The sequence below is a fragment of the Parafrankia discariae genome (genome assembly GCF_000373365.1).
Classification (GTDB): Bacteria; Actinomycetota; Actinomycetes; order Frankiales; family Frankiaceae; genus Parafrankia; species Parafrankia discariae.
Genome location: NZ_KB891230.1, coordinates 191,450 through 217,737, shown reverse-complemented (window position 1 = coordinate 217,737; position 26,288 = coordinate 191,450). Strand labels below are relative to the sequence as shown.

Here is a 26,288-nt window from a genome sequence, read left to right as displayed (position 1 = left end):
GGATTGTCCCGGCGAAATGGTCCTCACCTGCTGTTTCCCCCTTTGGAACGGCGGCGGCGGCGACCAGGCGCCCCGTCCACCGGATCGATGATCTCCAGGTTCGGGTCGCCGTCCGGCTGGTCTTCCGAACCCTGGCCGCCGGACCAGTAGGCGTCCGGCTCCGGAGGCTGCTCCCACCCGGCGCGTGGCCACTGGGTGGGACCCGCGGGGTGGTCGGCGCCGTCGAACGGCCGTGTCGTGATCTCGGTCGTGACCTCCGCGGCGGACATGCCGTGTCCGGCCAGCATGTCGTGCGCGGCCAGCATGTCCGGTCCGGTGGACAGGTCCGGTCCGGCCGCCAGGTCCCGCGGGGTGCGGTAGAAGCGCAGGCCGCGCAGGGTCGGGTGGGCGTCCTCACTGATCGGCGCGGCGGCCGGCGTCAGGGTCGCGGACGGTGACAGCGCGTTGCCGACGTCGTCGGTGCCGCGGCGGTCGTCGTCAGCGCCACCGGTTCCGGGACGACCGGTTCCGGAGTGGTCGGGGCCGGAGCGGTCGGCGCCGGAGCGGCCGGCCCGGAGACCGCCGGTGTGCAGGACGGTCGTGTCGTCGGAGCCGGCCGTCGCGGGCCGTGGCCGCTTCGCCGGGGAGCCGTTCGGCTCCGCGGCACCGGAGCGGCGCCGCGAGCCGGACCTGGTCCGCCCGCCGGGAGCCGGCTGGACGTCCAGCGCTCCTCCCGCCGCCGGGCCCGCCGCGGCGAGCACCGGTGTCGGGAGGATCTGAATGCCCGCGCCGGCCGGGGCCGGCTGCGCTCGGCCCGGCGTGGGATAGCGCTCCGCGGGCACCCGGGGAAGGGCGGTGCCCGCGGGCGAATCGGCCACCGAGGACCCCGTCCGCTGGTCGGGGATGCCGGAGAAGGCGGGATCCGGTCGCATCGTGCCCCCGGTCAGGCGGCGGACCAGCAGCTCGGACTCGGGATAGGGGTGTCGCGGCGGCCGTCGCCGGGCCCGCCGCCGGGCCCACCAGCCGGCGAGTGGGAAGAGCGCCACCAGACCCCACACGATGAGGGCGGGATGGCGGCGGAACAGCGTGTACCAGTGATGCGGAGTGCGTGACACCCAGGCGTCGGCGTCGTTGCTGTGCACGTCGCGGGAGCGGACCCCCAGAGCCTTGCGGGTGTCGACCGCCCGCCAGCCCTCGCCGGCGAGGATGTTGTGCTGGATCGTGCTGCCGTCCGAGGCGCCACGCAGCGTGATGGCGAAGTCGGTGGCGCCACGCACCTGGTTGCGGCTGATGATGGTGGTGAGGGCGTCCTGGGTGAGCACGCCGAGACGGCCGTCGGCGAGCTTGTTGTCGACGATGGCGGTGCGGCGGGCGTCCGGCCCGATCTGGATGCCGGCCTCGTCCGCCCCGGTCACCTTGTTGCCGGTGATCTGGGTGCCGTTGGCGCCGCTCTTGACCACGATGCCGAGCTGGCCGCCGCTGATCGTGTTCATGCGGACGACGGTGTTCTCGCCGCCGACGACCCGGATGCCGTACCGGCCGTTGCCGGAGACGGTGTTCTCCTCGATCAGGGTGTCCTTGATCTGGTTGACCTGGACCCCGGTCGCGGTGGCGACCACGCCGAGGCCACGGCCGTCCAGCGAGATGCCGTCGCCGCTGTTGTCGCTCACCGTGCTGCGCATCACCCGGGAGCCTGAGGCCCGGTCGATGGTCATTCCGTCGCCGTGGTTGCGGGCCGAGGTCACCCCGGACACGAGCGTGGTGATGGCGTCGCGGTGCACGGCCAGGCCGGACCGCTCGTTGTCGACGAGGCGCACGCCGACCATCTGGATGCCCTCGCTGCCGGAGACGTACGCGCCGTAGATGTTGTCGCTCAGGGTCGAGTTCGCCGCGCCGCCCGTGCTCGGCTCGCCCTTGCTTCCCGTCCAGGCCACGCCGCCGGTCCGGCCGTTCCAGAAGCCGAGGTGGTTGGCACTGGTGTTGCGCATGATCAGCTCGCCACCCATGGTGCGGATGTAGGCGCGGCCGTCCACGGTGAGCTTGTCCGGCTCGAGGTTCTGGACGTCCCAGCCGACCACGGTCAGCGGCTGCTCCGGGGAGCGCCCGGCGAACTCCAGCCCGCCGCGCCAGGTGGCCACGGAGGCGAACCCGGACGCGCCGCTGGCCAGCCGCAGCGTGCTGATGCTGGGATCGATCACGAGCCGGGCCTGCGGGCCGACCAGCACGTTCGCGGTGAACAGCACGGCGCCGTCGACCTCGCGGCGCCCGCCGCCGGCCGCGACGACGTCCCCCGCGGTGTACGGGGCCTGGCGTGCCGGCAGCAGCAGGGTGGGCAGGCTGCCGGCGACCTCGACGAGCGTCGGCGCGGTGAGCACCCCGAAGCGCTCGAACATCGAGCGCAGCCGGATGTCCTCGGCGTCGACCAGGTTGGACTGCTTCTTCGCGTCCGCCGAGCTGACCGGGGGCAGCGGCGCCACCGGTTCGGCGTGCGCGGGCAGGGCGGTGAGCAGGCCACCGCTCCCGATCGCGGCCACGACGAGGGTGGTCAGCCCCGCCCGCCGTATCCAGGTTGGGAGCGGGGCCCTCATCGGACACCGCCCGTCGCCGTCGCCGGGCGTGCGCCCGCGGCCGGGCCGGTGCGGGTGGAGGCGTCGGTCTGCCCCTCCCCGCCGATCATGTCGGAGCGCCGGGTCAGCCAGCCCTGCTTGTTCATAGACACCAGCGCCCAGGCCTTGATGGGCAGTGCGACGACGATGATCATCAGCACTGTCAACGGGAGGATGAAGACATCCCGCGGATGCTCCTTGAGGTGGGAGAGCCCGCGGATGAACCGCCCGAGCAGCAGCCAGGCGATCGCGATGATCGGGGCGTTCGCCTCCGGCCGGAACATCCACAGCACGAAGTAGGTCATCGCGACACCCATGGTCACCGGGGTGAGCACGATCTGCAGCACGCTGACCTGGGTGATCAGCGGCTGCCGCCACAGCCAGCCCTTGTAGATGGCGGTCAGGTAGGTCCGGTAGGAGTTCCGGCTCCAGCGCACCCGCTGCTTGATGAAGGCCTTCAGGTTGTCGGGGAACATCGACATGGCGTGCGCCGTGTGCTGGTGCATGGTCTTGTAGCCGGACGCGAGCACCAGCCAGGTCAGCCGGCCGTCGTCACCGGCGATGCACCGCCGGCCGAGGAAGAACTCGTGCTCCAGGTTGTGCAGCACGGGCAGGATCGCCGAGCGCCGGTAGGCCGCGGTCCGCCCGGACAGGCAGGCGACGGCGCCGACCCGGCCCTGCGCCGGCACGTAGTCGAGGTAGCGGATGTCGACCAGCCAGTTCGCGACCCGCCGCCACACGCTGCTGCGCGGCTCGTAGACGTTCTGCCGGGTGCCCACCCCGCCGACCTGCGGGTCGACGAACGGCATCTGCACCGCGGCGAGCAGCCCCGGCTCCCACGCGGTGTCGGAGTCGCAGAGCACGACGATGTCCCGGGTCGCCGCGGACAGGCCGACGCCCAGCGCCGAGCGCTTGCCCTCGTGGACGAACGGGATCACGCGGACCGTCGGGTCGGCGCGCTCGGCGAGTCTCGCTATGAGCTCGGTGTCCTCCACGTCCGGGATGATGATGATTTCGTCCGGCTGCTGGGAGAGCCAGGTCTCCAGGCAGCGGAGGAGGACGTCGGGATCTTCCCGGAACGAGGGAACGACCACCGAGGTGCTGGCTCGGAAGTTGTTCCGGACGGGGCGGTACCGGGTGGAGAGCAGGCGGCGTGTGAGCCACACCACCCAGGAGACGACGCCCGCGATCCCGATCGGGACCAGAGAACGATGGTCGCGTACGAAATCGAACGCGACGCCGAACCACTCCATCTTGTGCGTTGCCCCCCCAGCTGCAGGCCACCGAGAACGCCAGGGTCATGGGCAAGCGTTGGGACGTGTACGAACCATCCGGCGCGCCAGCCGGGTGGCTCAAGTCCCCACCGCACCCCCGCCGGTGGTCGCTGATGTCTATCCATTGATAGCCGAGGCAGACATTAGCAGTGGTCAGGACTGGGCGTAACCGATCACCGTACCCACCCTCCACCAGGGGCAAACTGGCAACGTTTGGTAGTCGAGTGGCTACCTGTGGCGGTGGCCGGGTCGCCCCGGCACCCCGCCTCATCCGCCGGAAACACGAGCGGGCCACAATGCGCTCCGCGGCCCGAAAGCCCGACGTTGAGTGGGGGGATACACACAATGAGCACACCAGAAGCGGGGAGCCCGCTCCGGATCAGCGTTATCGGCACCGGATATCTCGGGGCCACGCACGCGATCTGCATGAGCGAGCTCGGTTTCGACGTCATCGGCGTCGACGTCGACCAGGACAAGGTCCGCCGGCTCGCCGACGGCGAGGTGCCCTTCTTCGAACCGGGCCTCGAGGAGCTCCTGCGCAAGAACCTCGAGACCGGCCGGCTGGCCTTCACGACCTCCTTCGCCGACGCGGCGAGCGCGGACGTGCATTTCCTGTGCGTGGGCACCCCGCAGCGCGCGGACTCGGGCGCGGCCGACATGAGCTACGTCGACGGCGCGGTCGAGCGGCTCCTCGCCGCCCAGCCGAAGGCCGGGTCCCTGCTGGTGGGCAAGTCGACCGTCCCGGCGGGGACGGCCGTGCGCCTCGCCGACTGGCTCGCCCGGGAGGCCCCCGAGGTCGATCTCGCGTGGAACCCCGAGTTCCTGCGGGAGGGCTTCGCGGTCGAGGACACCCTGCGCCCGGACCGGCTGGTCTTCGGCCTGCCCGCCGACGACGAGTGGTACGGCGTGGCCGACCGCACCGACCAGGGCAACCACACCGGGCGCCGGATCCGGGTCGAGGCCCGGCTGCGGGAGGTGTACGCGACCGCGCTGGCCGCCGGCACGCCGGCGGTCGTCGCCGACTTCGCCACCGCCGAGCTGGTCAAGGTGGCCGCGAACGCGTTCCTCGCCACGAAGATCTCCTTCATCAACGCGATGTCCGAGGTATGCGAGGTGGCGGGCGCCGACGTCAAGACCCTGGCCTCGGCCCTCGCCTACGACACCCGGATCGGCGGCCGGTTCCTCGGCGCCGGCCTCGGCTTCGGCGGCGGCTGCCTGCCCAAGGACATCCGTGCCTTCCAGGCCCGCGCCGAGGAGATGGGCGCCGGCCCGGCGCTCGGCTTCCTGAGCGAGGTCGACCGGGTCAACCTGCGCCGGCGCAGCCGGACGGTCGAGCTGGCCATCCACCTGCTCGGCGGCGGCGCGGCCGGGCGCCGGGTCGCCGTGCTCGGGGCCGCGTTCAAGCCGAACAGCGACGACATCCGCGACTCGCCGGCGCTGGACGTCGCCGACGCGCTGCGCAAGGCCGGCGCCCGGGTGACGGTCTACGACCCGGCGGCCATGGCGAACGCCGCCCGCAAGTTCGCCGACCTACGCTACGCCTCGGGCGTCGCCGAGGCGGTCGCCGACGCCGACGTCGTGCTGCATCTCACCGAGTGGGCCGACTTCCGTGAGATCGAGCCGTCGCTGCTGACGTCGCTGGTGCGCCGCCCGGTCATCATCGACGGCCGCAACACCCTCGACCCGCAGCGGTGGCGGGCCGCCGGCTGGATCTACCACGCGCTCGGCCGCCCCAACGTATGAGCGGTCCGGGCAGGCCGGGGGAGGCCGGTCCGGACCGGCGCGGCTGGACGAGGCGGGCGCTGCTCGCCTCGTCCCTCGGCGCGTTCGCGCTGGCGGGGACGGGCTGCGGCCTGGTCTCCGACGACCAGCCGTTCGACCCGGCCAGCGAGATCCTGCCGCCGGACACGGCGACGCCCGCCGCCGCGCCCGCGACCACCGCCGCCGCGCGGCGCACCCTCGCGGACCCGGCCGCGGCGAAGGAGTTCTTCGGCAAGGACCTGGTGGCCCAGGGCCGGTCGAGCTTCGGGCTGGACCGCGCGCAGATGATGCCGTCGGACGATCCACGCTTCCCGAAATTCCTGCGAATCTCACTTCCGGTTGACGCGATGAACCCCGCGGACGCGAGAATCTACGGCGACGGGCCCACCTACGGCGGGACGCAGCTCTTCGTCGATCACACCCTGAGATCACCCTACGAGCTGTACCTGCGTTACTACCTGCGGTTCCCGGAGGGTTTCGCCTTTGGCAAGGGCGGTCGCCTCCCGGGATTGTTCGGCACCATCGTCAAGAACCGTCAGCGTACGGAGACGTTGCGCAGCGGATTGGCCACCCGCTTCGCGTGGCGGGACGGTGACGAAGGAATCGTCTACGCGAACACCGCGCGCTCCGATCACCCGATCAATGTGATCGGCAAAGGCGCGTGGCACTGGCCGGTCGGCCGCTGGATCTGCGTGGAACAGGGCGTCAAACTCAACTTCGAGGGCTTCGCCGACGGTGTCCTGCTCGCCTGGCTGGACGGTCAGCTCGTCCACAAGGAGCAGAGCTTCAACCCGCGGATCTCCAACGACCTGCGTATCGGTGGGATTCTCGTCACAGCGACCTTCGGCGACGGCGGGACCTCGTACGAGCCGGCCACGCCGCAGACCATCGACCTGGCCGGGTTCACCTACGGCACCACACGGCTCAACCCGCTCCCGAAGCCCGAGGTGACCTGAGCCGATCCCGGTCCCGGAGTCGGTCCGGCCCGGAACTGACCTGAGCCGGCCGGGTCAGCCGAAACGCTCGGCGTCGAGGGTCTCGAACAGCCGCCGGCTGGTGGCCGCCGCCGCCCGGTTCCCCTTCTGCAGGAACCGGGCGCTGGCCGCCTCCATGCTCTCGGCGGCGTCGTCCTTGCGCCCGGCCCGGTAGAGCACCTCGGCGCGGGCCAGCAGCGCGTTGCCCTGCCCGTCGATGTCGTCGGTGCGCCCGGCCAGGTCGCACGCGGTGTCGGCGAAGCGCAGCGCCTCGGCGTCCCGCCCGGAGATCGACAGCAGCTTGGCGTGCACCGAGCACCAGCCCGCCTGGGCGGGGAGCTGGTCGCCGGCGGCCGCGTCCCGGCACCGGTTGACGTACTTCTGCGCCTCCTCCAGCTTGCCGCGCCGGACCAGCACGTCGGCCAGCAACGCGGCGCGGGTCGCCAGGTGCGCGCGCTCGCCCATCCGGGACAGCTGGCGGCAGCTGCGGCGCAGCTCGCGTTCGGCGATCTCCGGCTCGTCGGCCAGCAGAGCCACCCGGGCCACCACGAAGCCGCTGTGGAACGGGTCGGTGCGGGCGCCGCGGATGTCCCCGACGATCTCCTCGGCGTCCTTGAGATGGGTGCGCGCCGCCTCCAGGTCCCCGGACATGGCGTTGAGCAGCGCGAGCTGGGCGAGCACCGCCCGGCGCAGCCCGCGGTCGTCGCCGGCCGCCTCCAGCGCCCTGGTCGCCTTCGCGATCGCGTACGGCACCGGGCGCGGCACGAGGCTCAGCAGCAGCACCAGCTCGCGCCGCAGCGAGTGCGCGGCCCGGGGCACCCCGGACTCCTCGGCGTGCAGCACGGCGGCCTCCATGGCCTTCTCCGCAGCCGCGAACTGGCCGGCCGCGCCGTACGCCGCCGACTGGCTGCGGCAGGCCAGCGCGGCGCCGACGTCGTCGCCGTCCCGGACGAAGGCGGCCAGCGCCGCGGTGGCCTCGGTGAGCGTGCTGGCGACCAGGCCCTCGGGGTCGGTCGCGAACAGCACCCGCAGCTGGGCGAGCCGGGCGTGCGCCCGCAGGCCGTCCTCGCCGGCGCGCCGCGCCCGCTCGGTGACCTGCCGCAGGATGCGCTCGGCATCGGAGAGCCGGCCGAACGAGTACAGCGCCCAGCCGAGGTCGATCTCGGCCCGCAGCCGCAGCGGGTCGGTCTCCGGCAGCAGCGTGATCGCGCGCTTGAGCAGCTGCGCGGCGCCGGTCTCGTCACCCTGGCGGACCCGGTCGGCCGCCTCGATCAGGCAGGTGGCCGCCGCCCGGCCGAGCTCGATCATCTCGGTGTCACGCTGCCCGAGCTCCACCCGGTAGCGGTAGGCCTGTTCCAGGTGGTAGCCGACCAGCTCGTCGTGCTCGCCCGGCCCGCCGACCATCCGCGCCTGCAACCAGCCGGCGAAGCGCTGGTGCAGGTCGGCGCGCTGGCGCTTGGACGCCGCCTGGTAGGCGCAGTCGCGCAGCAGGACGTGCAGGAACCGGTAGGCGTCGACGCCGGGCAGGTCCGAGCGGTCCGGGTGGACGAGCTCCTTGCGGACCAGCGACAGGCAGTGCTCGGTGACGTACGGACGCTCGGACGGGTCGGAGAGCTCGACGACGGCGTCCAGGTAGAACCGCTCGCCGACCACGGCGGCGCGCTCCAGCACCCGGCGCTCCGGGGGCTCCAGGCGGTCGAGCCGGGCGGCCAGCAGGGCGGAGATCGTCGGTGGCACGGTGACCCCGCGCAGGTTCCCGGTGGCGATCCACCGGGAACCCTCGCGGCGCAGCAGGCCGTCGTCGACCAGCGCGGCGACCATCTGTTCGACGAACAGCGGGTTGCCCGCCGCCGAGGTGGTGATCCTCGAGACGAGCGCGGGGTCGAGGTCGTCCGAGCCCATCAGGGTGCGGATCAGCCGGTGGCAGCGCGCCTCGGTGAGCGGCGCCAGCAGCATCGACGTGGCGTTCAGCTTGCCGCCGCCCCACTCGCGCCGGTCCTCCAGCAGCTCCGGGCGGGACAGGCACAGCAGCAGGATCGGCGCGTCGCGCGACCAGTCGGCGACGTGCTCGATCAGGTCCAGCAGGGTCGGCTCGGCCCAGTGGACGTCGTCGAACCACAGCACCAGCGGGCGCTTCTCGGCCAGCGCCTGGAAGAAGGTGCGGACCGCCCAGAAGCTCTCCTGGGCGCCCAGCTCGGCGCCGCCGAGCCCGACCAGCGGGGCGAGCGCGTCGACCACCTCGGCGGCCTGCGGGACGTCCGCCAGCAGCTCCTTGAGGCGCAGCCGGCCGTCCGGCGCGCTCTCGTCGGCGGACATGCCGGTGGCCTGGCGGACCATCTCCATCAGCGGCCAGTAGGCGATGCCCTCGCCGTAGGACAGGCAGCGGCCGGTGAGCACGGTCGCGCGGGAGGCGGTGGCCTGGCAGAACTCGCCGACCATCCGAGACTTCCCGATGCCGGCCGGGCCGAGCACGGTGAACAGGTGGCAGGTCCGCTCCTCGACGACGGCCTCGAAGGCGTCCTGGAGGCGGCGGCGTTCCCGGTTGCGGCCGATCACCGGCGCGGCGAAGCCCTGGGTGGGGGCCCGGCTGCCCGGGCCGGCGGTCGGGTCGACCAGCCCGATCAGCCGGTGCGCCCGCACCGGCTCCCGCTTGCCCTGCACGACCAGCGGGCCCACCGAGCTGACGGTGACGCTGTGCCGGATGAACTTGTAGGTGCTGTCACCGATGAGGATCTCGTCGGGCGGCGCGGCCTCCTCCAGCCGGGAGGCGACGTTCACCGGGTCGCCGGTCGCGCCGCCGCCGGCGACGGTCACCTCGCCGGTGTTGATCCCGATGCGCACCCGCAGCCGCAGGCCCCACTCGCGCTGGAGGTCGGCGTTGAGCTCCTCCATCGCCGCGCGGATGTCCAGGCTGGCCCGCACGGCGCGCAGCGCGTCGTCCTCGTGCAGCACCGGGATGCCGAACACGGCGAACACCGCGTCCCCGATGAACTTCTCGACCGTGCCGCCATGAGCGTGGATGACCTCACGCACGGTGGTGAAGAACCGCCACATGACCTGCTGCAGCGGCTCGGAGTCGATCTTCTCACCGATGTCCGTCGAACCGGTTATGTCGACGAACATGATGGTCACTGTCTTGCGCGACCCGTTGCCCGCGACGGGCAGGGGGTTCCCGCACTCGGAGCAGAAGCGCGCTCGCTTCGGGTTCTCCTCCGCGCATGTCGGGCACGGCACCATGTGCGGGATCGTAGGCCGATCGCGGTGCGGTGCGGCAGGGGATGGGGACACGCGCCGCGCCGGCAGTGACCTATGCCACATCACGGATTCGGTTGGTCCCTTGTTCAGGATGGCAGGTCCCGGTGCAGTGAGGCGCTCGCGGCGGCGGTGAGAACCACCGCCCACGAGATCGCGGCGAGCAGGGAAGAGACACGAGTCTCGCTGGTGGGCCAGAGCAGGACGCCCAACGGTGCGGTCACCGGGCCGTGGAAGCGGGCCACGTCGAGCACCGCCTCGGCCAGCCCGGACAGGGCGATGGCGCCGGCGGCCGCGGTCGAGCCGCGGGTCAGCGTCCCCACCCCCACTCCGGCCACCCCGGCCGCGCACACCATGACGACCACGATCACACAGGCCGACAGCAGCTCCGCCGGCCGGTCCGCGCGCATCGCCGCCGTGCCGTGCCGGGCGGCCCCGCGGGCCCACCAGGCGGCGAACGTCGCCGTGCTCAGGGTGGCGCCGACGGCGAGCACGGTGAGCACCTGGGCGGCCAGCACCCGGGACCGCCGCGGGGTGAGCAGCCAGGCGTGGGTGACCGTGCGATACCGGTACTCACCGGTCACCAGGATCACCCCGAAGAACATCATCGCGTAGGCGAGCAGGAACCCCGAGCGCGAGCGCAGGCCGTTCCAGGCGACAAGCGGTTCGGCCTGGGCGCCCCACAGCAGCAGCAGCGGGACATGGATCGCCAGGGCGACGCCGAGGCCGACGAGCTGCCAGCGTCCCGTCGCGATCTTGAGGAGCTCGGTGGCGACCAGCCGGCCCGTGCCCGGCCCCGCGCCCCGGCGCCCGCGGGGGCGGCCGGACCGGCGGACGACCTCGACGGTCGGGCGGGCCTCGGTCACCGCCACCGGCCTCCGGCCCACTCGCGCGCCCCGTCATCGGCCGCCCCGTCATCGGCCGCGCCGGGTGCCTCGTCGCCGGCCCCGCCGTGCGTCTCGCCGTCGATCCGGCCGGGTGCCTCGTCGCCGGTCCGGCCGGTCAGGTCGAAGAACGTCCGCTCCAGGTCGGGGCCGGTCGTGTGCAGCTCGACGAGTGGGATCCCGTGGGCCGCGCAGAGCCGCCCGACGTGCTCGGCGAGGCCGTACGGCAGGCGCAGGCCGTCGGGGCCGGTCCGGACGACGTCCGCGGGGCGCAGCAGTCCGGCCAGCCGGTCCGCCTCCGGGGTGTGGACCTCGACGTGCCCGCGGCCCACCTCGGCGGCGGGCGCGGCCAGCACCACCCGGCCGCGGTCGACGATGACGACGTGGTCCACCGTCTGGGTGACCTCGGCGAGCACGTGGCTGGACAGCAGCGCGCTGCGCCCGCTGGCCGCCCACGAGCGCAGGAACCGGCGCAGCCAGCGGATGCCGTCCGGGTCCAGCCCGTTCGCCGGTTCGTCCAGGACGAGCAGCTCGGGGTCCCCCAGCAGGGCGCCGGCGATGGCGAGCCGCCCGCGCATCCCCAGCGAGTAGGTGCCGACCGGGCGGTCGGCGGCGGCGGTGAGGTCGACGGCCGTCAGCGCCTCGTCCACGGCCGGGCCGCGCCGACGCCGGGGCAGGCCGAGTGGCAGCGCCAGGCAGCGAAGGTGGTCGCGCCCGGTGCGGGCCGGATGCGCCGCCGGCTCGAACACGGCACCGACCGTGCGGGCCGGAGCGGGCAGCTCGCGGTACGGCCGGCCGTTGATCAGGGCGTGCCCGTCGGTGGGGGCCACCAGGCCCAGCAGGATCCGCAGTGTCGTCGTCTTGCCCGACCCGTTGGCGCCGAGGAACCCGGTCACCGCTCCGGCGGGCACGGTGAACGAGACGTCACGCAGTGCTTCCACCCGCCCGTACCGCTTCGTCAGCCGGTGGACGTCGACCACCGCCGGCGCCGTGTCCGTGCCGGTACCGGGCCCGCTGGCCGGGGCGGGGCGGGGGGCGTGACCCACCGCGAGAGCTCCGGTTACCGTGGCCTCCTCGGGTTGGCGCGCCCAGGTGCTCACCTCACGGTAACGGCAGCGTGTTAACGGCAGCCGCGTTGTCCCGCACCTGCGCCAGGAGCCGGCCCAGAGTGGCCCGATCGTCCGCCGACAGCCCGTCGGTGAAGCGGCGGACGGCGGCCGACGCGCAGGCGCGCCCGGTCTCGAGCGTGGTCTTTCCCGCCGGTGTCAGCTCCAGCAGGATCGCGCGGCGGTCGGCGGGGTCGATCTGGCGGCGGACGAGGCCGTCGGCCTCCAGGCCGTCCACCGTCTCGGTCATCGTGCGGGGTGCCACCGAGACGGCGCTGGCCAGGTCCCGCAGCCGCAGGGGGCCGGTCTCCGCGACGAGCCGCAGGACCTTGAGCCGGGGCAGGGTCAGGCCGGCGCCGGCCCGCAGCGACTCGTTGACCCCGCGCCTGACCTGGTGGCCGAGGGCGAGGATCAGGTCGACGACCTCATCGCCGGTGTCGGGTGGGGGCATGCCGACCGTCCTCTCCGCTGGTGGTGCGCGGCCTGCGTCCGCTGGTGGTGCGCGGTCCGCCGGTACACGGCCCGCCTCTCGATCGCTGAGTCTCATCTATTATGAGGCTGCCTCAGTGAAATGGGAAGAGCTCGTCCGCGGAAAGTGAACGATCGGCGCCCCGGCGTGCGTGGCACCGATCCGGGTTGATACCGGCTGAATTCTGCCGAAAGTTGGACTCGGCCGAACGCCGGACTCGGCCGAACGCTGAAGTCGGCCGAATCGCGACGCGCGGACGCGAACCCGAACCGAATGGAGCTGCTGTGGACGCCCTCGCCTGCCTGATGACCCGACGTACCGCGACCCGGCTCGTGGAGCCCGGCCCCACCGACGAACAGCTCGCCGTCATGCTCGCCGCCGCGACGACCGCGCCGGACCACAAGATGCTGCGCCCGTGGCGGTTCGTCGTGGTCCGCGGCGAGGCGCGCGAGGTGCTGGCGAACGCCATCACCGCGGCGGCCGAGGCGGTCGGCGGCCTGGCCGAACCGGTCATCCGCAAGGCCGCGGGCAAGGCCACCCGCTCACCGGCCCTCATCGCCGTGATCGCCTCCCGGGTGCCCGGCGCACGCGTCCCGCGTGCCGAGCAGGACGCGTCCGCCGCCGCCGCGGCCCAGAACCTCTGCCTCGCCGCGCACGCCCAGGGCGTCGCCTCGGCGTGGAAGTCGACGCCGCTGCCCGACAGCGACCAGGTCCGCGCGGTGTTCGGCCTGACCGGCGGCGAGGAGCTGCTCGGCTGGGTGGAGCTGGGGACGCTCTCGGACGCCGTCCCGCTGCCGTCACGGGAGCCGGTCGCCCTGTCCGCGGTGGCCTCCGAGCTGACCGCGGACGGCCAGCTAACCCCGGTCGGGCTGGCCGCCGCGCTCGTGTCCGTCGACACCCGCTGACCAGGCTCCGACCGGTTCCGGCGGGCCCGCCGGGCCCGCCGGGCCCGCCGGAGCCTGGGGCGACCCGGTGGCACCAGGGGATGGCGGACTCGTCGACACCCGTAGGAGGAATGTGGGCCGCAAGGGGGTAGGAGACCCCCGCGGCCGGACGCCCGCGCCGATCCGGGCCGGATGGAGGAGCCTCCCGGAGACCGTCGACCACCAGGTCTGGGATCACATCCAGACCACTAGTAAGGAGCAACAAAAAAGGCGACAGAGGGACGGTCCCGGGCCCGGATCGCCGGCCCGTTCCGGCCGCCGCCCGGCGCCCGTTCCGGTCAACTGGCCGCATTCGGCACCGGCGGCTACCTAAGCTGGATCGAGGCCGTGGGTCGGACCTGCGAGGGGAGGGACGCCGTGACCGGTGATCACCCGTTCGGCGCGACCTCCCGTGGCACCTCGTCGGGGCACCTTCGAGTTGTCTCCGGCGACTTCGGCGAACTACGGAGAAACAACTCCGACACCCCGGTTCGGCCCCCGCGTCGTCCGCGTGCCGGTCGTGGCCCGCGGGTCGGTCACCGGGCGGTGATCGTCGGCGTGGCGCTCGCCGCCGTGCTGGCCGCCTGTGGCGAGGCGGGCGGCGACACGACGACCACCCGGCCCGAGCCGGCGCCGGCCGCCGCCGCGCAGCCCTCGGGAACGGGCCCGTCCCCGGCCGCGGGTCCCGCCGGCGCCGCCGGGCCGGAAGGTGACGGCCAGACCACGGCCGGCGCGGGCTCTCCCGGCGCGGGCTCCGCGGCGGTCGGGCCCGCGGCGACCGGGTCGGCCTCGGTGGGCGCCGGTCCCGGTACACCGGGTACCGACCCGCAGACGGGGGCCGACCCGCGCACACCGGCCAACCCGCGCACACCGGCCGGCCCGAGCGCGCGGACCACCCCGGGCGCACCGGCCGCCGGGCCCACCGGCCCGGTCGTGCCCGACCTGCCGTCAGTGGCACCGTCGCCGGTGTTCCTGGGCGAGGCGTGCGTCCCGGGCCACGACGTGGAGCCCGCCGTGGCCGTCAACGGCCTGGTTCTCTACTGCGCGCCGGAACCGGGCGGGGCGGGTGCCGGGTCGGCGACCGCCGGCCGGTGGTCGCCGGAGGAGCCCACGCAGTCCACCCGGTCGCGGCCCGAGCCGGGCAGTGAGTGCGACCCCGTCGACGTGGGGCAGATCGTCCCGGGTGCCGACGGCCGTCCGGTCACCTGCCTGCGTGAACCCGACGGCGGAATGCGCTGGGCCGACGTCTCCTGAGCGCGGCCGGCCCGCCGGTCCTGACCGTGGTCAGCGGGCCGGGTGGTTTCGGCTCCGCCGGCGCGGACGCAGGAGGTCGGCCAGTGACCACACCGGCGGGAGCATCAGCAGGCCGAAGACGGCCGCCCACGCGCAGGGGTGATCGGCCAGATAGGGCAGCGCGTCGTCGTGCAGCCAGGGGAAGAGATGGTCACCCACGACCGGGATCACCCCCGCCGCGGCCACCGCCGCCAGCCCCGCGGCGCCCACGACGGCCAGCCCGGCGGGCAGTACCCGCCAGCCCGTGAGACTGATCAGCAGCAGTCCCGTGACGGCCACCAGCAGGCCCACCCCACCCGACGGCCCGGACAGGGTGAGCGCGCCCGCGAGTCCGGCGGCGAGCAGCCCGGCGCCGAGGGCGATCGTGGCCCGGCGCCGGCCGCGGGTCACGTCGTCCACCAGTGCGTAGGCGACGCGGGTGACGGCGCGCACGGCCGAGACCGCCGGGCGCAGCGGTCGCGGAAGCGCCGGCAGCGACGCCAGCCAGCCGGTGAGGACCGCCAGCGCCTGGGCGACCGTGGCGGCGAGGATCGGGCTGTTGGCCCGGTCGGTCAGCCGCTCGTCCGAGACCCGGCACGCCCGCAGCGCGCGGGCGGCGTCGGCGGGATCGAGCCCGGCCGGGGCCGGGCCTGTGGTCGCGGTCGCGGGACGGGGTCCGGCCGGCGCGGGTGCCATCGCGGCGAGGAACTCCCGGGTGGGCGCGGAGCCGGCCCCGGCACCCGCGATGTCCGCCCGGACGGCGTCGGCGACGCTGGTCAGCTCACCGGCGGCGATCTCGCGCTGGATCCCGGCGGCGACCCAGGCCGCGGTCTCGGGCAGGGCGGCCGGCACGGCCGCGTCCGGGTCGTCGAGCCAGGCGAGCTCGGCGCGGACGTCCGCCGGGGCGGGGCTGGCCGCGACGGTCGCCAGCAGCTCCAGGAACCCGGTGAGCCAGGTCGCGGCGCCCTCCGGCGGTCGCTTGTCCGCCTGTGCGTCCGCCTGCGTGTTCGACCGCGCGCCCGGTCGCGTGTCCGGCGCGGCGGCGTCGCGTAAGTGGACCAGGCGGCGCGGGTCGAGCAGGATGCGGGCCAGCCAGGCGGCGCCGTCCAGCCGGCCCCACATCCAGTCGCTGGCCCGCCAGGACGACTTCGCGAACGCCCCGAAGTTCCCGAGCTGGAGCCCGGTCAGCTTCCGGTCGGCGCTCGCCCGCGACGGGTCCAGATCACAGCGGATGTCCGCGCTGACCTGGACCAGCTCCACCGGTTGGTCGACGACGTCGCCGCCGGTCAGGGCATGGGTGACCAGGTGCAGGTCGAGCAGGGCCAGCGCGGCCCGCGTCCGCCGGGTCGGGAGGTAGCCGACGAAGTCCCGCAGGGTGCGGGCGGCGACCCGGCGCCGGCCGGCGAGGCTCAGCCCGTTCGCGTGGGTGCGCGGCCCCGGCGCGATCAGCGCCGCGGGCCCGAACGGCCGGTTCTTGTCCTGGCCGTCGCGGTGGGTCGAGCCGTCGCGGTGGGTGGGACCGTCGCGGTGGGTGGGGCCGCCGTGGTCGGTGTGGTCGGTGGGGTCGTCGGTGGCGGCGGTCCGTGCCGGTGCCGAGCGGGCGAGGATGCCGGTCAGGAGGCCGCGCAAATTCTCGGTGACCGAGCCCAGCGTGCTCCAGGCGAGCGTGAGGTCGGTCCGGCTGGTCTCCTCGTCACCGGCTCCGCGCAGCCAGCGGCGGGTCGCCTCGGCCACCACGGCGGCGGACGACGCCCCCGCCAGGTCCCGCAGGGTGTGCCGGACGACGGTGAACTCGCCCCGGTTCGCCGGTGTCGACGGGAGCGGGAGCAGGTGCGCACCGGCCCGCTCGCGGGGCGCGACGACCGCCGCGTGCACCTCCCGGGCCAGCGTCGCCAACGCCGTCCTGTCCGCCGGATCGGCGGACAGGACGTAGGCCTCGTTGATCATCGAGATCAGGATGCCCTTGGCGGCGTCCACCGCGGGGCGGCCCAGCCGCCACAGCTCACCGAGGTCGTCCGGGCCGGGCAGCCGGTCCGGGGACTCCGCCAGCGCGGCCGCGACCGCGGTGGCCCGCAGGTCCGTCCGGCCGACCGGGTCCGCGAGCAGCGCCGCGGCGTCCGCGGGGACGGTCCCGCCCGCGGCCGACCCGGAGCCCGGAGTCGGCGAGCCTGGAACCGGCGAGCCTGGAACCGAGGAGCCCTGGGCCGACGAACCCGGGCCGGCGGACGTGCCCACGGTCGAGCCGACGTTCGTGTCCGTGACGATCCGGTCCAGCGCGCTCAGCACGGCGTCCGCGGCGCGTTCGGCCTCGCGGTGCCGGTAGGCCTCGTAGACTCCCTCGTCGGCGAGGCGGGGGCCGCCGGCCGGGGCGAGGCGGAACAGCCCGCGCCGGCTCGCCCGGACGCCGCGTACCGCCTCGTTGTGGTCCCTGATCCGTCGCAGGTCGCTCGCGATCGACTGGTTCAGGGCCGCGCCCAGGGCCCCGAGCAGCGTTTCGGTGACCATCGGCGTCGACCCGCCGCGACGGCCCGGCGCCGTGTGGTCCTCGGCGCCGTCCGGGGGATTCGGCGCGGGCACCACGTAGGCGAGCACCCGGCGGACCTGCCGCCCGTGCGCCGGCCGGTCGAAGATCTCCTGCAGGGCCGGCCCGATCGGGCGGTTCACCAGGATGCCGCCGTCGGAGCCGTAGAAGCCGCTGGCCGCGTTGACGTAGTCGGCCATGTCGGGATGGTCCGCGTCGGGCGAGCTCCGGACGGGGACGTAGGTCGGCTCGAAGGCGCCGGGGAAGGCCGAGCTGGCCCGGGCGGCCAGCGCCAGGCGGTTGGCCGCCTCGGGGTCGGTCAGGTCGTCCTCGCCGAAGACGAACAGGCCGCGATGATCGAGGTCGCGGACGATGCCGCCGAGGTCGTCCGACCAGTGGGCGGCCTCGCCGCGCAGGATCGTGGTGGTGATGAACACCGAGGTCGGACGGACCGTGCGCGCGGGCCGGGCGCGGCGCGCCGCGGCGGCGGGCGCGACCGCGGGGCGGGTCTCGAGGCCGCGCAGCGCGGTCCGCAGCGCGGGCAGCACCACCGCGTCGCCCCGCAGCATCGACGGGAACCGTCGTTCGTCCGGGCGGCGCATCAGTTCGCGCAGTGATCCCAGTGTGATCCACAGATCGCGCAGCGGGCCCAGATCGGCGTCGTGGGCGTTGGCGTAGCCGAGCAGCGCCGCGTTGATCCCACCCGCCGAGGCGCCGGCCAGGACGTCCACCGACACCTCGACGTCGAGGATCCCCAGCAGGGCCGCCCAACGGGACGCGGCCGCCGCGTCGGCGGCCGACAGTCCCCGCGCTCCGCCGTCGGCCGCTCCGCCGTCGGCCGCGTCGGTGCCGGCCGATCCGGTGCTGTCCGCTTCCCTCCCGGCCGCGCCGTCGTGACCGGCATCCGCGGCGCGGTCGCGGTGCGCGGAGGTGCTGGTCAGGAGGTTGATCTCCCGGGCGACGCCGCCCATCCACACCGCCAGGCTCGCGCCGCCGGTCATCACGACCGCGAGCCTGACCTCCTGGGTCGACCCGTCGTCGGACTCGTCGGCGGCCGCCACCCTGCCCTCCGTCATGGCCGCAAGACTAAACGTGCCGGACATTACTGACTCGACGCACTTTCCACCCGGCTCCGAACAGATGCGGTTTTCGTCGGCGGATCAGCTGGAACCTTGGTTACTCGCGGGTAGCATGGGCATCACCTACCAGCGAGTAACTACGCCCGCGCCGCCGATGATCATGCGGTGAGCCGGAGGGGAGGAGCCGTCCATGGGGCACTACCGGAGCAATCTCCGCGACATCGAGTTCAACCTGTTCGAGGTGTTCGGCGTGGACCGGACGCTCGGGACCGGGCCCTTCGCGGAGATGGACCGCGACACAGCGCACGAGGTGCTCGCCGAGCTGGAGCGGGTCGCCGTCGGACCGGTCGCCGAGTCCTTCGAGGACGCCGACCGGCACCCGCCGACGCTCGACCCGGCCACCGGCACCGTCACGCTGCCCGAGTCGTTCCACAGGTCCTTCGCGGCGGCGCAGGAAGGCGAGTGGTGGCGGCTCTACCTCCCGCCGCACCTGGGCGGCATGGGCGCCCCGCCGACCATCGCGTGGGCGGCCTCCGAACTGATCCTCGGGGCGAACCCGGCGGTGTTCATGTACATGGCGGGGCCGACCTTCGCCGCCATCCTCGAGGGCATCGGCACCGAGTGGCAGAAGAAGTTCGCGACCTGGGCCATCGAACGGCAGTGGGGCGCGACCATGGTGCTGACCGAGCCGGACGCCGGCTCCGACGTCGGTGCCGGCCGGACGCGGGCCGTCGAACAGCCGGACGGGACCTGGCACATCGAGGGCGTCAAGCGGTTCATCACCAGCGGTGACTGGGACATCCCGGAGAACATCTTCCACCTGGTGCTCGCCCGCCCGGAGGGGCACGGGCCGGGGACCAAGGGCCTGTCGATGTTCGTGGTGCCCAAGTACATGCCCGACCCGGAGACCGGCGCCCCGGGCGCCCGCAACGGCGCGTACGTCACCAACCTCGAGAAGAAGATGGGCCTGAAGGTCTCGACCACCTGCGAGCTGCGCTTCGGCGAGCGCGAGCCGGCCGTCGGCTGGCTCGTCGGCGACGTCCACGACGGCATCGCCCAGATGTTCCGGGTCATCGAGTACGCCCGGATGATGGTCGGCACGAAGGCGATCGCCACGCTGTCCACCGGGTACCTCAACGCGCTGGCCTTCGCCCGCGAGCGGGTCCAGGGCGCGGACCTGACCCAGGCGTCGGACAAGACCGCGCCGCGGGTGGCCATCATCAACCATCCCGACGTGCGCCGGATGCTCATGCAGCAGAAGGCCTACGCGGAGGGGATGCGCGCCCTCGTGCTGTACACCGCCACCTTCCAGGACGCCGTCACGCTGGCGGCGGCCCGCGGCGCGGCGGACGAGAACGCGGTCCGGATGAACGACCTGCTGCTCCCGATCGTGAAGGGCGTCGGCTCGGAGCGCTCGTACGAGCTGCTGGCGAGCTCGCTACAGGTCCTCGGCGGCTCCGGCTACCTGCAGGACTACCCGATCGAGCAGTACATCCGCGACGCGAAGATCGACACCCTGTACGAGGGCACGACGTCGATCCAGGGCCAGGACCTCTTCTTCCGGAAGATCGTCCGGGACAAGGGGCGGGCGCTGACCACGCTGTTCACGCAGGTCCAGGAGTTCGTGAAGGGCGAGGCCGGCAACGGCGCGCTGCGCGCGGAGCGGGAGTCGCTGGGCGCGGCGCTCGACGAGTGCCAGGCCATGGTCGGGTCGATGGTCGGGTTCCTCACCGCCTCGGCCCAGGACAAGGCCCAGGTCTACCGGGTCGGGCTGAACACCACGCGGCTGCTGATGAGCATCGGCGACCTCGTCGTCGGCTGGCTGTTGCTGCGCGGTGCCGACGCGGCGCTGCGCGGGCTGGACGGCTCCCCGGCCGAGCGCGACCGGGCGTTCTACGAGGGCAAGATCGCGGCCGCCCGCTGGTTCGCGGCCAACGTCCTGCCCGAGCTGCGCGCGCGCCGAACCGTGCTGGAGGGCACCGGCCTCGGGCTGATGGAGATGTCCGACGAGGCCTTCTGACGGGTCGTCCTGACAGGTCGTCCCAACTCGGCTCAACCTGATCGGCCACCGTGGTCGGTCTGATCCTCCCGGGGTCGCGGTCGTGTCCGCGTGGCCCCGGGAGGATCTTCGGTCGGCTGGTTCGGTGGAGCTGGCTGGTTCGGCGGAGGTCGGCTGACGACAGGCGCGGCCGCGGGCCACCTCGGCCGTGTCGGGCCGGGGCTCAGGTGGTGCGCAGCGGCGGGAAGGCCTGGTCCAGCTCGTTGCGCATGTCCCGCTTGAGCAGGTCGTCGGCCTCGGAGGACGACTGGCCCTCGAGAAGGAACCGGGCGACCCGCAGCGTGAGGTCCACGCGCTCGGCCAGGTTGAGCGCCCCGTTGAACCGGCCGCTGGTGCTGGCGGAGGTCAGAACCTTCGCGACGAACTCGTCGGCGGCCTGCAGAGCCTCCACGCGCGTCATGCGTTCACCTCTTCGTGGTGGAAGTTGAGCCGGATGCCGGGTGTGAGGCGCAACCGTACCAGGCAGGACACCTGTCTCCGTTGTGCACCCCTATGCGTCCGTTGTTCCCGGGGGGGTGTATGTGGAAAAACGCGTAGTTCATCCCGATCCCCGGACCGGTCCGGGTGACCGGCGGGATCAGTTCCAGGCGAGGGCGAGGACGGGGTCGGCGAGGACCGCCGCCACGTCGGCCAGCACCGCCGAGCCGAGTTCGCCGTCCACGACGCGGTGGTCGAAGGACAGGGCGAGGTGGGCCACCGTCCGTACCGCCAGCTCGCCCTCGTGCACCCAGGGAGCCGGTCGGATCGCGCCGAGGGCGAGGATCGCGGCCTCGCCGGGGTTGAGCACCGGTGCCCCGGTGTCCACGCCGAGGACTCCGACGTTGGTGATGGTGATGGTCCCGCCGGAGAGGTCGGCCGGGCGCAGCCGGTCGGCGCGGGCGGCCTCGGTGAGCGAGTGCAGGCCACGGGCGAGGTCGACCAGGCCGCGCGACCCGGCGTCCGGGATGTTCGGGACGACCAGGCCGCGCGGGCCGGCCACGGCGATGCCGAGGTTGACCCGCTCGCGTACCTGGATCTCGGCGTTCTCCCCGGCCGGGTCGCCCACCCAGGTCGAATTGATCATCGGATGCCGCCGGACGGCGGTGAGCAGGGCCTTCGCCACCAGCAGTAGCGGGGTGACCCGGACACCGGCGAAGTCCGGCAGGGCGGCGATCCGCTCGCGGGCCGCCATCGTCTCGGTGACGTCCACGCTGAGGAACTCGGTGGCGTGCGGGGCCGAGAACACGCTGGCCACCATCGCCCGGGCCATGGTGCGCCGTACGCCTGTGACCGGGATCCGCCAGATCCGGTCGGTGTCGTCGAAGCCGGCGTCGGGCGGGATGGACCCAGGCACCCGGCGTGTGGTCTCCACGTGGCCGTTTGATTCCGGATGGCGGGGGCCGCCGACCGCGGTGGCCCCTGTGCCGGAACCCGCGCCTGTGGGCACCGGCACCGGCGTCGGAGCGGGCACATGGGGAGTGGCCTCGCGGGCCGCGGCCTCGACGTCGGCGCGGCTGATGGTGCCCGCGGGACCGGTGCCCGCGAGCGAGGTGAGGTCCACGCCCAGGTCACGCGCCAGCTTGCGGACGGGTGGCTTCGCCGCGACGCGCCCCCGCGCCGCCGCCCCGATCGGCACGACAGGCGCCGCGGCGCCCCCGGGCGTCGTGCCGGTCGGGGGAACCGTGCCGGCCGGGGGCGTCGTGCCGGCCGGGGGCGTCGTGCCGGCCGGGGGCGTCGTGCCGGCCGGGGGAACCGTGCCGGGCACGGTCGCCGTGTCGGCCGCCGTGGCGGCGACGGTCACCGCGGGCGCCGCCGGGCCGGGCGGGGAGGCGTCCAGGCCGCGGGGGCGCCGCCGGCGCCGCGGGCCGGAGTCACCGCTGCGCGGGCCGTAGCCCACCAGCATCGGGGTGCGTCCGGCGGCCATCGACGACAGGTCCGCCGCGCCGGGACCACCCGGGACGTCCGCGGCCTCGCCGGCCCGGGACACGGGCAGGGCGGCCGCGCCGTTGGGCACGGCGTTGCCCGCCGCGCTCCCCGGGCCGGTCGCGGGCTCGTCGCCGGGCTCGTCGATGGTCAGCAGCGGTGAGCCCACGGCGAGCTCGGTGCCGGCCTCGCCGTGCCGTTCGACGAGCACCCCCGCGAACGGGGACGGGATCTCGACGACCGCCTTGGCCGTCTCGACCTCGACCAGCGGCTGGTTGATCGTCACGGTCTCGCCGACCTCCACCAGCCACCGGACGATCTCCGCCTCGGTCAGCCCCTCGCCGAGATCGGGGAGGCGGAACTGTCGATGGGTCACCGGAGATCTCCTCAGTAGCCGAACGACCGGTCGACGGCGTCGAGGATCCGGTCGACGTCGGGGAGGTAGTGGTCTTCCAGGCGGGCCGGGGGGTACGGGGTGTCGAACCCGGTGACCCGCAGCACCGGTGACTCCAGGTGGTAGAACGCCTGCTCGGTGACCCGGGCCGCGACCTCCGAGGACAGCGAGACGTTCGACGGTGCCTCGTGCACCACGACGAGACGTCCCGTGCGGCGCACCGACTCGACGACCGGGTCGAGGTCGAGCGGCGAGAGCGAGCGCAGGTCGATCACCTCGAGCGAGCGGTCGTCGTCCTCGGCGGCCACCTGGGCGGCGTCCAGGCAGGTGCGGACCATCGGGCCGTAGGCGACCAGGGTGGCGTCGGTCCCGGGCCGCACGACCCGCGCGGTGTGCAGCGCGAGCTGCTCCTGGGCCGGCAGGAGGGCGAGCGCGGTGGTGTCGACCTCGCCCTTCTCCCAGTAGCGGCGCTTGGGCTCCAGGAAGATCACCGGGTCGTCCGAGGCCACCGCCTGCTGGATCATGAGGTGGGCGTCGGCGGGGCTGGAGCAGGTGACGACCCGCAGTCCGGCGGTGTGGCAGAAGTACGCCTCGGGTGACTCGCTGTGGTGCTCGACCGCCCCGATCCCGCCGCCGTAGGGGATGCGGATCGTGACCGGCAGCCGGATCCGCCCGGCCGAGCGGTAGTGCAGCTTGGCGAGCTGGCTGACGATCTGGTCGAACGCCGGGTAGACGAAGCCGTCGAACTGGATCTCGCAGACCGGGCGGAACCCGCGCATGGCCAGGCCGATGGCGGTGCCGACGATGGCCGACTCGGCGAGCGGGGTGTCGATGACCCGGTCCTCGCCGAACCGGTCCTGCAGGCCGTCGGTGATGCGGAAGACGCCGCCGAGCTTGCCGACGTCCTCACCCATGATGACGACCTTCGGGTCGGCGGCCATGGCGGCGAGCAGGCCGGTGTTCAGCGCCTTCGCCAGTGTCAGGGTCTGGCGCGGGCCCGCCGCCGGCGCTCCGCCCGCCGCCCGCTCCCCGCCCGCCACCGGCTCCCCGCCCAGCACCGGGCCCACGGAACCGACCGCGTCCGAGGCGGCGCCGGTCGCCGCCCCCGTGGCCGTATCGCTGGTGGTCAAAGCAGTGCTCCCCGTAGTTCCGTGAACGCGGCGCGCTCGGCGGCGACCAGATTGTTCTCCGTCACCTGGACGTGGTCGAACAGGGCGGTCTCGGGCGGGTCGGGGAGCGTGAGGCAGCGGGCGCGCAGATCCGTCGCGACGGCGTTCGCCTCGGCGGCGAGGCCGGCCTCCTGCTCGTCGGTCAGCGCGCCGCGGGCCCGCAGGTGGATCGCCAGCCGTTCGATCGGGTCGCGCAGCCGCCAGCTGGACACCTCGTCCGACGGGCGGTAGCGCGACGGATCGTCGGCGGTGGTGTGCGGATTGATCCGGTACGTCAACGCCTCCACCAGGACGGGACCGCCACCGGAGCGGGCCTGCCGCAGGGCCCACCGGGTCACGGCGAGGGTCGCGAGGACGTCGTTGCCGTCCACCCGCACGCTGGGGAAGCCGAAGCCGCGCGCCCGTTGGTAGACCGGCACCCGGCTCTGCCGCCGGTACGGCTCCGAGATCGCCCACTGGTTGTTCTGGCAGAAGAACACCAGCGGCGCGGAGAAGACACTGGCCCAGCCGAAGGCCTCGCTCACGTCGCCCTCGCTGGACGCGCCGTCCCCGAAGTACGAGATGGCGGCGCCGTCACCGCCGTCCCGGGTGATGCCCATGGCGTAGCCGGCGGCGTGCAGGGTCTGCGACCCGACGACGATCGCGTAGAGCGCGAACCCGTGCGCGGCCGGGTCCCAGTTGCCGAGCGAGGTGCCCCGGAACAGGCCGAACACGTCCAGTGGATCCACCCCCCGGCACCAGGCCACACCGTGCTCCCGGTACGAGGGGAAGGCCATGTCGGACGGGCCGAGGGCGCGCCCGGAGCCGACCTGCGCCGCCTCCTGGCCGCGCAGGCTGGCCCACAGGCACAGCTCACCCTGGCGTTGCAGCGCCGTCCCCTCGTCGTCGAGGCGCCGCACAATGATCATGTCCCGCAGCAGGCCGAGCAGGTCGTCGTCGGTCACGCCGTCGACGAATTCCTGGTAGTCGGTTTCCTGCCCGGAGTCCGAGGCGACGCGGCGGCCGTCGGGGGTGAGCAGCTGCACGAGCTCCGTCACACGGGCAAACGATAGTCCTCGTCCCGACCGCGGCAACCCGACAAGGCGATGTCCGCCGGGCCGGGTGGGACGCCGCCGGGCGACGCCCGGCACGGCGGGTCGTGGCCGGGTGCCCCCGATACGGTGACCCCGTGAGCGACCCAGTGAGCGACGACCCAGTGAGCGTGAGCGACGCGGCCAGCGGCTCGGGCGGCGACGCGGCCAGCGGCTCGGCGGGCCACCCCGGCCCGCCCGCGACCGCCGCGACCGCCGCGACCACCGGGAGCCCGCGGGGCTCGGAGCCCCCCGGCGAACGCCCGCCGGTCGGGGCGGTCCTCGGCAAGGTCGGCATCTGGAGCGGGCAGTTCGACTTCTCCGACGCCGCCACGGTGCGCGAGGCGGTGGCCGAGCTCGACGGGCTCGGCTACTCCACCCTGTGGACGGGCGAGGTCAAGGGCCGCGAGGTGCTGGTCACCGCCGGTCTGATGCTCGCGGCGACGTCCCGGATCACGATCGCGACCGGGATCGCGCAGATCCTCGCGCGCAACCCCCTGACGATGGCCGCCGGTCAGCTCGCGCTCGCGGAGGCGTACCCGGGGCGGTTCCTGCTCGGGCTCGGGGTCTCGCACGCGGAGCTGATGCGCATCCGCGGCGCGACCTACGCGAAGCCGCTGGGCCAGATGCGGGCCTACCTGGACGAGCTGGACCGGATGGCCGCCGAGCAGTACCGGGCGGTTCCGCCGGAGGGGGTCCAGCCGCGGGTGCTGGCCGCGCTGGGGCCGAAGATGCTCGGCCTGGCCCGGGAGCGCGCGGACGGCGCGCACACCTACTTCGTGCCGCCGGAGCACACCGCCGACGCCCGCGCGGCGCTCGGGCCCGGGAAGCTGCTCGTGCCCGAGCAGGCGTTCGTCCTGCACCGGGACGCGAGCGAGGCGCGCGAGCTGGCCCGCCGGCACACGGGGTCCTACCTGCGGCTGCCGAACTACACGAACAACCTGCGTCGCTACGGCTTCACCGACGACGATCTCGCCGGCACCGGGTCCGACCGGCTGGTCGACACGATCGTCCCGTGGGGGGACGCCGACGTCCTGCTCGGCCGGATCAAGGAGCACCTGGACGCGGGCGCGGACCAGGTGGCGGTGCAGGTTCTGGACTTCGACCGCCGGGGGCTGCCGCGCTGGCAGTGGCGCGAGCTGGCCCCGGCGCTGCTGTCGCTCTGAGGCATCCGAAACGGTCTCCGGGCGGGGCCCCTGGCGCGGGGCCCCGAGCGGGCCCCCGGCCCGGGTCGCGCTGAGGCTCCGCCGCGACACCACGTTGCTTTTAGGAGGGATTGAGAGCTTGGCCCGGTAGAAGATATTTTGGCGAATCGCAATCACGGGCGGGATCCGCCCGGATCCGAGGCCCTCCCGGCCCGGTGCGTTCCGTGTCGTAAACGCGACTCGGTGCCCCGGGCCGGCGCACGCGGCGATATTACGGCCCGGTGCCGATTTCCTGATCAGACCGGGGCGTCGTGCCGTTTTCACATCGGATCCAGTACCGGAGTGCGTCCGGTATGTATCGGTGGGCTCCATGCGGCACAGCGGTGATGGGCCGCCACGGGGGATTCCCGGTAGGGTGACTTTCGTTCGATGATTATCGCGGGCGGGGG

Annotated in this window: 17 protein-coding genes; 6 read left to right on the top strand and 11 right to left on the bottom strand. The window is 73.9% G+C overall.

Annotation, left to right across the window (positions count from 1 at the left end; translation table 11 throughout):
* Window positions 1-23: 23 nt before the first annotated feature.
* Entirely contained in the window at window positions 24-2,567 is a 2,544-nt protein-coding gene (locus B056_RS37540; protein ID WP_230203114.1) for a right-handed parallel beta-helix repeat-containing protein, read from the bottom strand.
* Window positions 2,564-3,838 (bottom strand): glycosyltransferase family 2 protein, encoded by a 1,275-nt coding sequence (locus B056_RS0122085; RefSeq protein ID WP_018504040.1) that lies wholly within the window; start codon window positions 3,836-3,838, stop codon window positions 2,564-2,566. Before B056_RS0122085 ends, B056_RS37540 begins: the two co-directional genes overlap by 4 nt.
* A 366-nt stretch (window positions 3,839-4,204) precedes the next feature.
* Here B056_RS0122085 and B056_RS0122080 point away from each other — a divergent pair, with 366 nt between their 5' ends.
* Window positions 4,205-5,602, top strand: a complete 1,398-nt coding sequence (locus B056_RS0122080) for a UDP-glucose dehydrogenase family protein (RefSeq protein WP_026239993.1) — start codon at window positions 4,205-4,207, stop codon at window positions 5,600-5,602.
* Window positions 5,599-6,576 (top strand): polysaccharide lyase, encoded by a 978-nt coding sequence (locus tag B056_RS0122075; protein WP_018504038.1) that lies wholly within the window; start codon window positions 5,599-5,601, stop codon window positions 6,574-6,576. The genes B056_RS0122080 and B056_RS0122075 overlap by 4 nt, the downstream gene beginning before the upstream one ends.
* 54 nt (window positions 6,577-6,630) lie before the next feature.
* On the opposite strand, the gene B056_RS0122070 is transcribed toward B056_RS0122075, so the two are convergent.
* The 4 genes from B056_RS0122070 to B056_RS0122055 form a co-directional block, all read right to left on the bottom strand.
* On the bottom strand, window positions 6,631-9,831 hold the full coding sequence (locus B056_RS0122070; protein ID WP_018504037.1) for an adenylate/guanylate cyclase domain-containing protein: 3,201 nt from the start codon (window positions 9,829-9,831) through the stop codon (window positions 6,631-6,633).
* A gap of 104 nt (window positions 9,832-9,935) precedes the next feature.
* Window positions 9,936-10,718: an ABC transporter permease gene (locus B056_RS0122065; RefSeq protein WP_154677166.1), complete on the bottom strand. Its 783-nt coding sequence runs from the start codon at window positions 10,716-10,718 to the stop codon at window positions 9,936-9,938.
* Window positions 10,709-11,776, bottom strand: a complete 1,068-nt coding sequence (locus B056_RS0122060; protein ID WP_018504035.1) for an ABC transporter ATP-binding protein — start codon at window positions 11,774-11,776, stop codon at window positions 10,709-10,711. Before B056_RS0122060 ends, B056_RS0122065 begins: the two co-directional genes overlap by 10 nt.
* Before the next feature lie 55 nt (window positions 11,777-11,831).
* Window positions 11,832-12,287 carry a MarR family winged helix-turn-helix transcriptional regulator gene (locus B056_RS0122055; RefSeq protein ID WP_018504034.1) on the bottom strand — a complete coding sequence of 152 codons (456 nt, stop codon included), beginning with the start codon at window positions 12,285-12,287 and terminating at the stop codon, window positions 11,832-11,834.
* Window positions 12,288-12,589: 302 nt separating this feature from the next.
* On the opposite strand from B056_RS0122055, the gene B056_RS0122050 reads away from it, so the two are divergent.
* A complete protein-coding gene (locus tag B056_RS0122050) occupies window positions 12,590-13,210 on the top strand; it encodes a nitroreductase family protein (RefSeq protein WP_018504033.1) in 621 nt (206 codons plus the stop codon).
* A 396-nt stretch (window positions 13,211-13,606) separates the two neighbouring features.
* Complete coding sequence (locus B056_RS0122045) at window positions 13,607-14,482, top strand: hypothetical protein (RefSeq protein WP_154677165.1); 876 nt, start codon at window positions 13,607-13,609, stop codon at window positions 14,480-14,482.
* Window positions 14,483-14,512: 30 nt separating this feature from the next.
* Here B056_RS0122045 and B056_RS0122040 read toward each other — a convergent pair whose 3' ends face one another.
* Window positions 14,513-18,097: a patatin-like protein gene (locus B056_RS0122040; RefSeq protein ID WP_018504032.1), complete on the bottom strand. Its 3,585-nt coding sequence runs from the start codon at window positions 18,095-18,097 to the stop codon at window positions 14,513-14,515.
* Between the two features lie 193 nt (window positions 18,098-18,290).
* On the opposite strand from B056_RS0122040, the gene B056_RS0122035 reads away from it, so the two are divergent.
* On the top strand, window positions 18,291-20,120 hold the full coding sequence (locus B056_RS0122035) for an acyl-CoA dehydrogenase (protein WP_018504031.1): 1,830 nt from the start codon (window positions 18,291-18,293) through the stop codon (window positions 20,118-20,120).
* A 202-nt stretch (window positions 20,121-20,322) separates the two neighbouring features.
* Here the strand turns inward: B056_RS0122035 and B056_RS0122030 are convergent, their stop codons facing one another.
* The 4 genes from B056_RS0122030 to B056_RS0122015 all read right to left on the bottom strand — a co-directional run bounded on the left by B056_RS0122030 (window position 20,323) and on the right by B056_RS0122015 (window position 24,661).
* On the bottom strand, window positions 20,323-20,559 hold the full coding sequence (locus B056_RS0122030) for a hypothetical protein (RefSeq protein ID WP_018504030.1): 237 nt from the start codon (window positions 20,557-20,559) through the stop codon (window positions 20,323-20,325).
* 177 nt (window positions 20,560-20,736) lie between these two features.
* A complete protein-coding gene (locus B056_RS0122025) occupies window positions 20,737-22,437 on the bottom strand; it encodes a dihydrolipoamide acetyltransferase family protein (RefSeq protein ID WP_018504029.1) in 1,701 nt (566 codons plus the stop codon).
* Window positions 22,438-22,448: 11 nt separating this feature from the next.
* Window positions 22,449-23,396: an alpha-ketoacid dehydrogenase subunit beta gene (locus B056_RS0122020; RefSeq protein WP_051105715.1), complete on the bottom strand. Its 948-nt coding sequence runs from the start codon at window positions 23,394-23,396 to the stop codon at window positions 22,449-22,451.
* Between the two features lie 185 nt (window positions 23,397-23,581).
* Window positions 23,582-24,661: a thiamine pyrophosphate-dependent dehydrogenase E1 component subunit alpha gene (locus tag B056_RS0122015; protein WP_018504027.1), complete on the bottom strand. Its 1,080-nt coding sequence runs from the start codon at window positions 24,659-24,661 to the stop codon at window positions 23,582-23,584.
* A gap of 329 nt (window positions 24,662-24,990) precedes the next feature.
* On the opposite strand from B056_RS0122015, the gene B056_RS0122010 reads away from it, so the two are divergent.
* Window positions 24,991-25,860 carry an LLM class F420-dependent oxidoreductase gene (locus B056_RS0122010; protein WP_051105714.1) on the top strand — a complete coding sequence of 290 codons (870 nt, stop codon included), beginning with the start codon at window positions 24,991-24,993 and terminating at the stop codon, window positions 25,858-25,860.
* The last annotated feature ends 428 nt before the right edge of the window (window positions 25,861-26,288 follow it).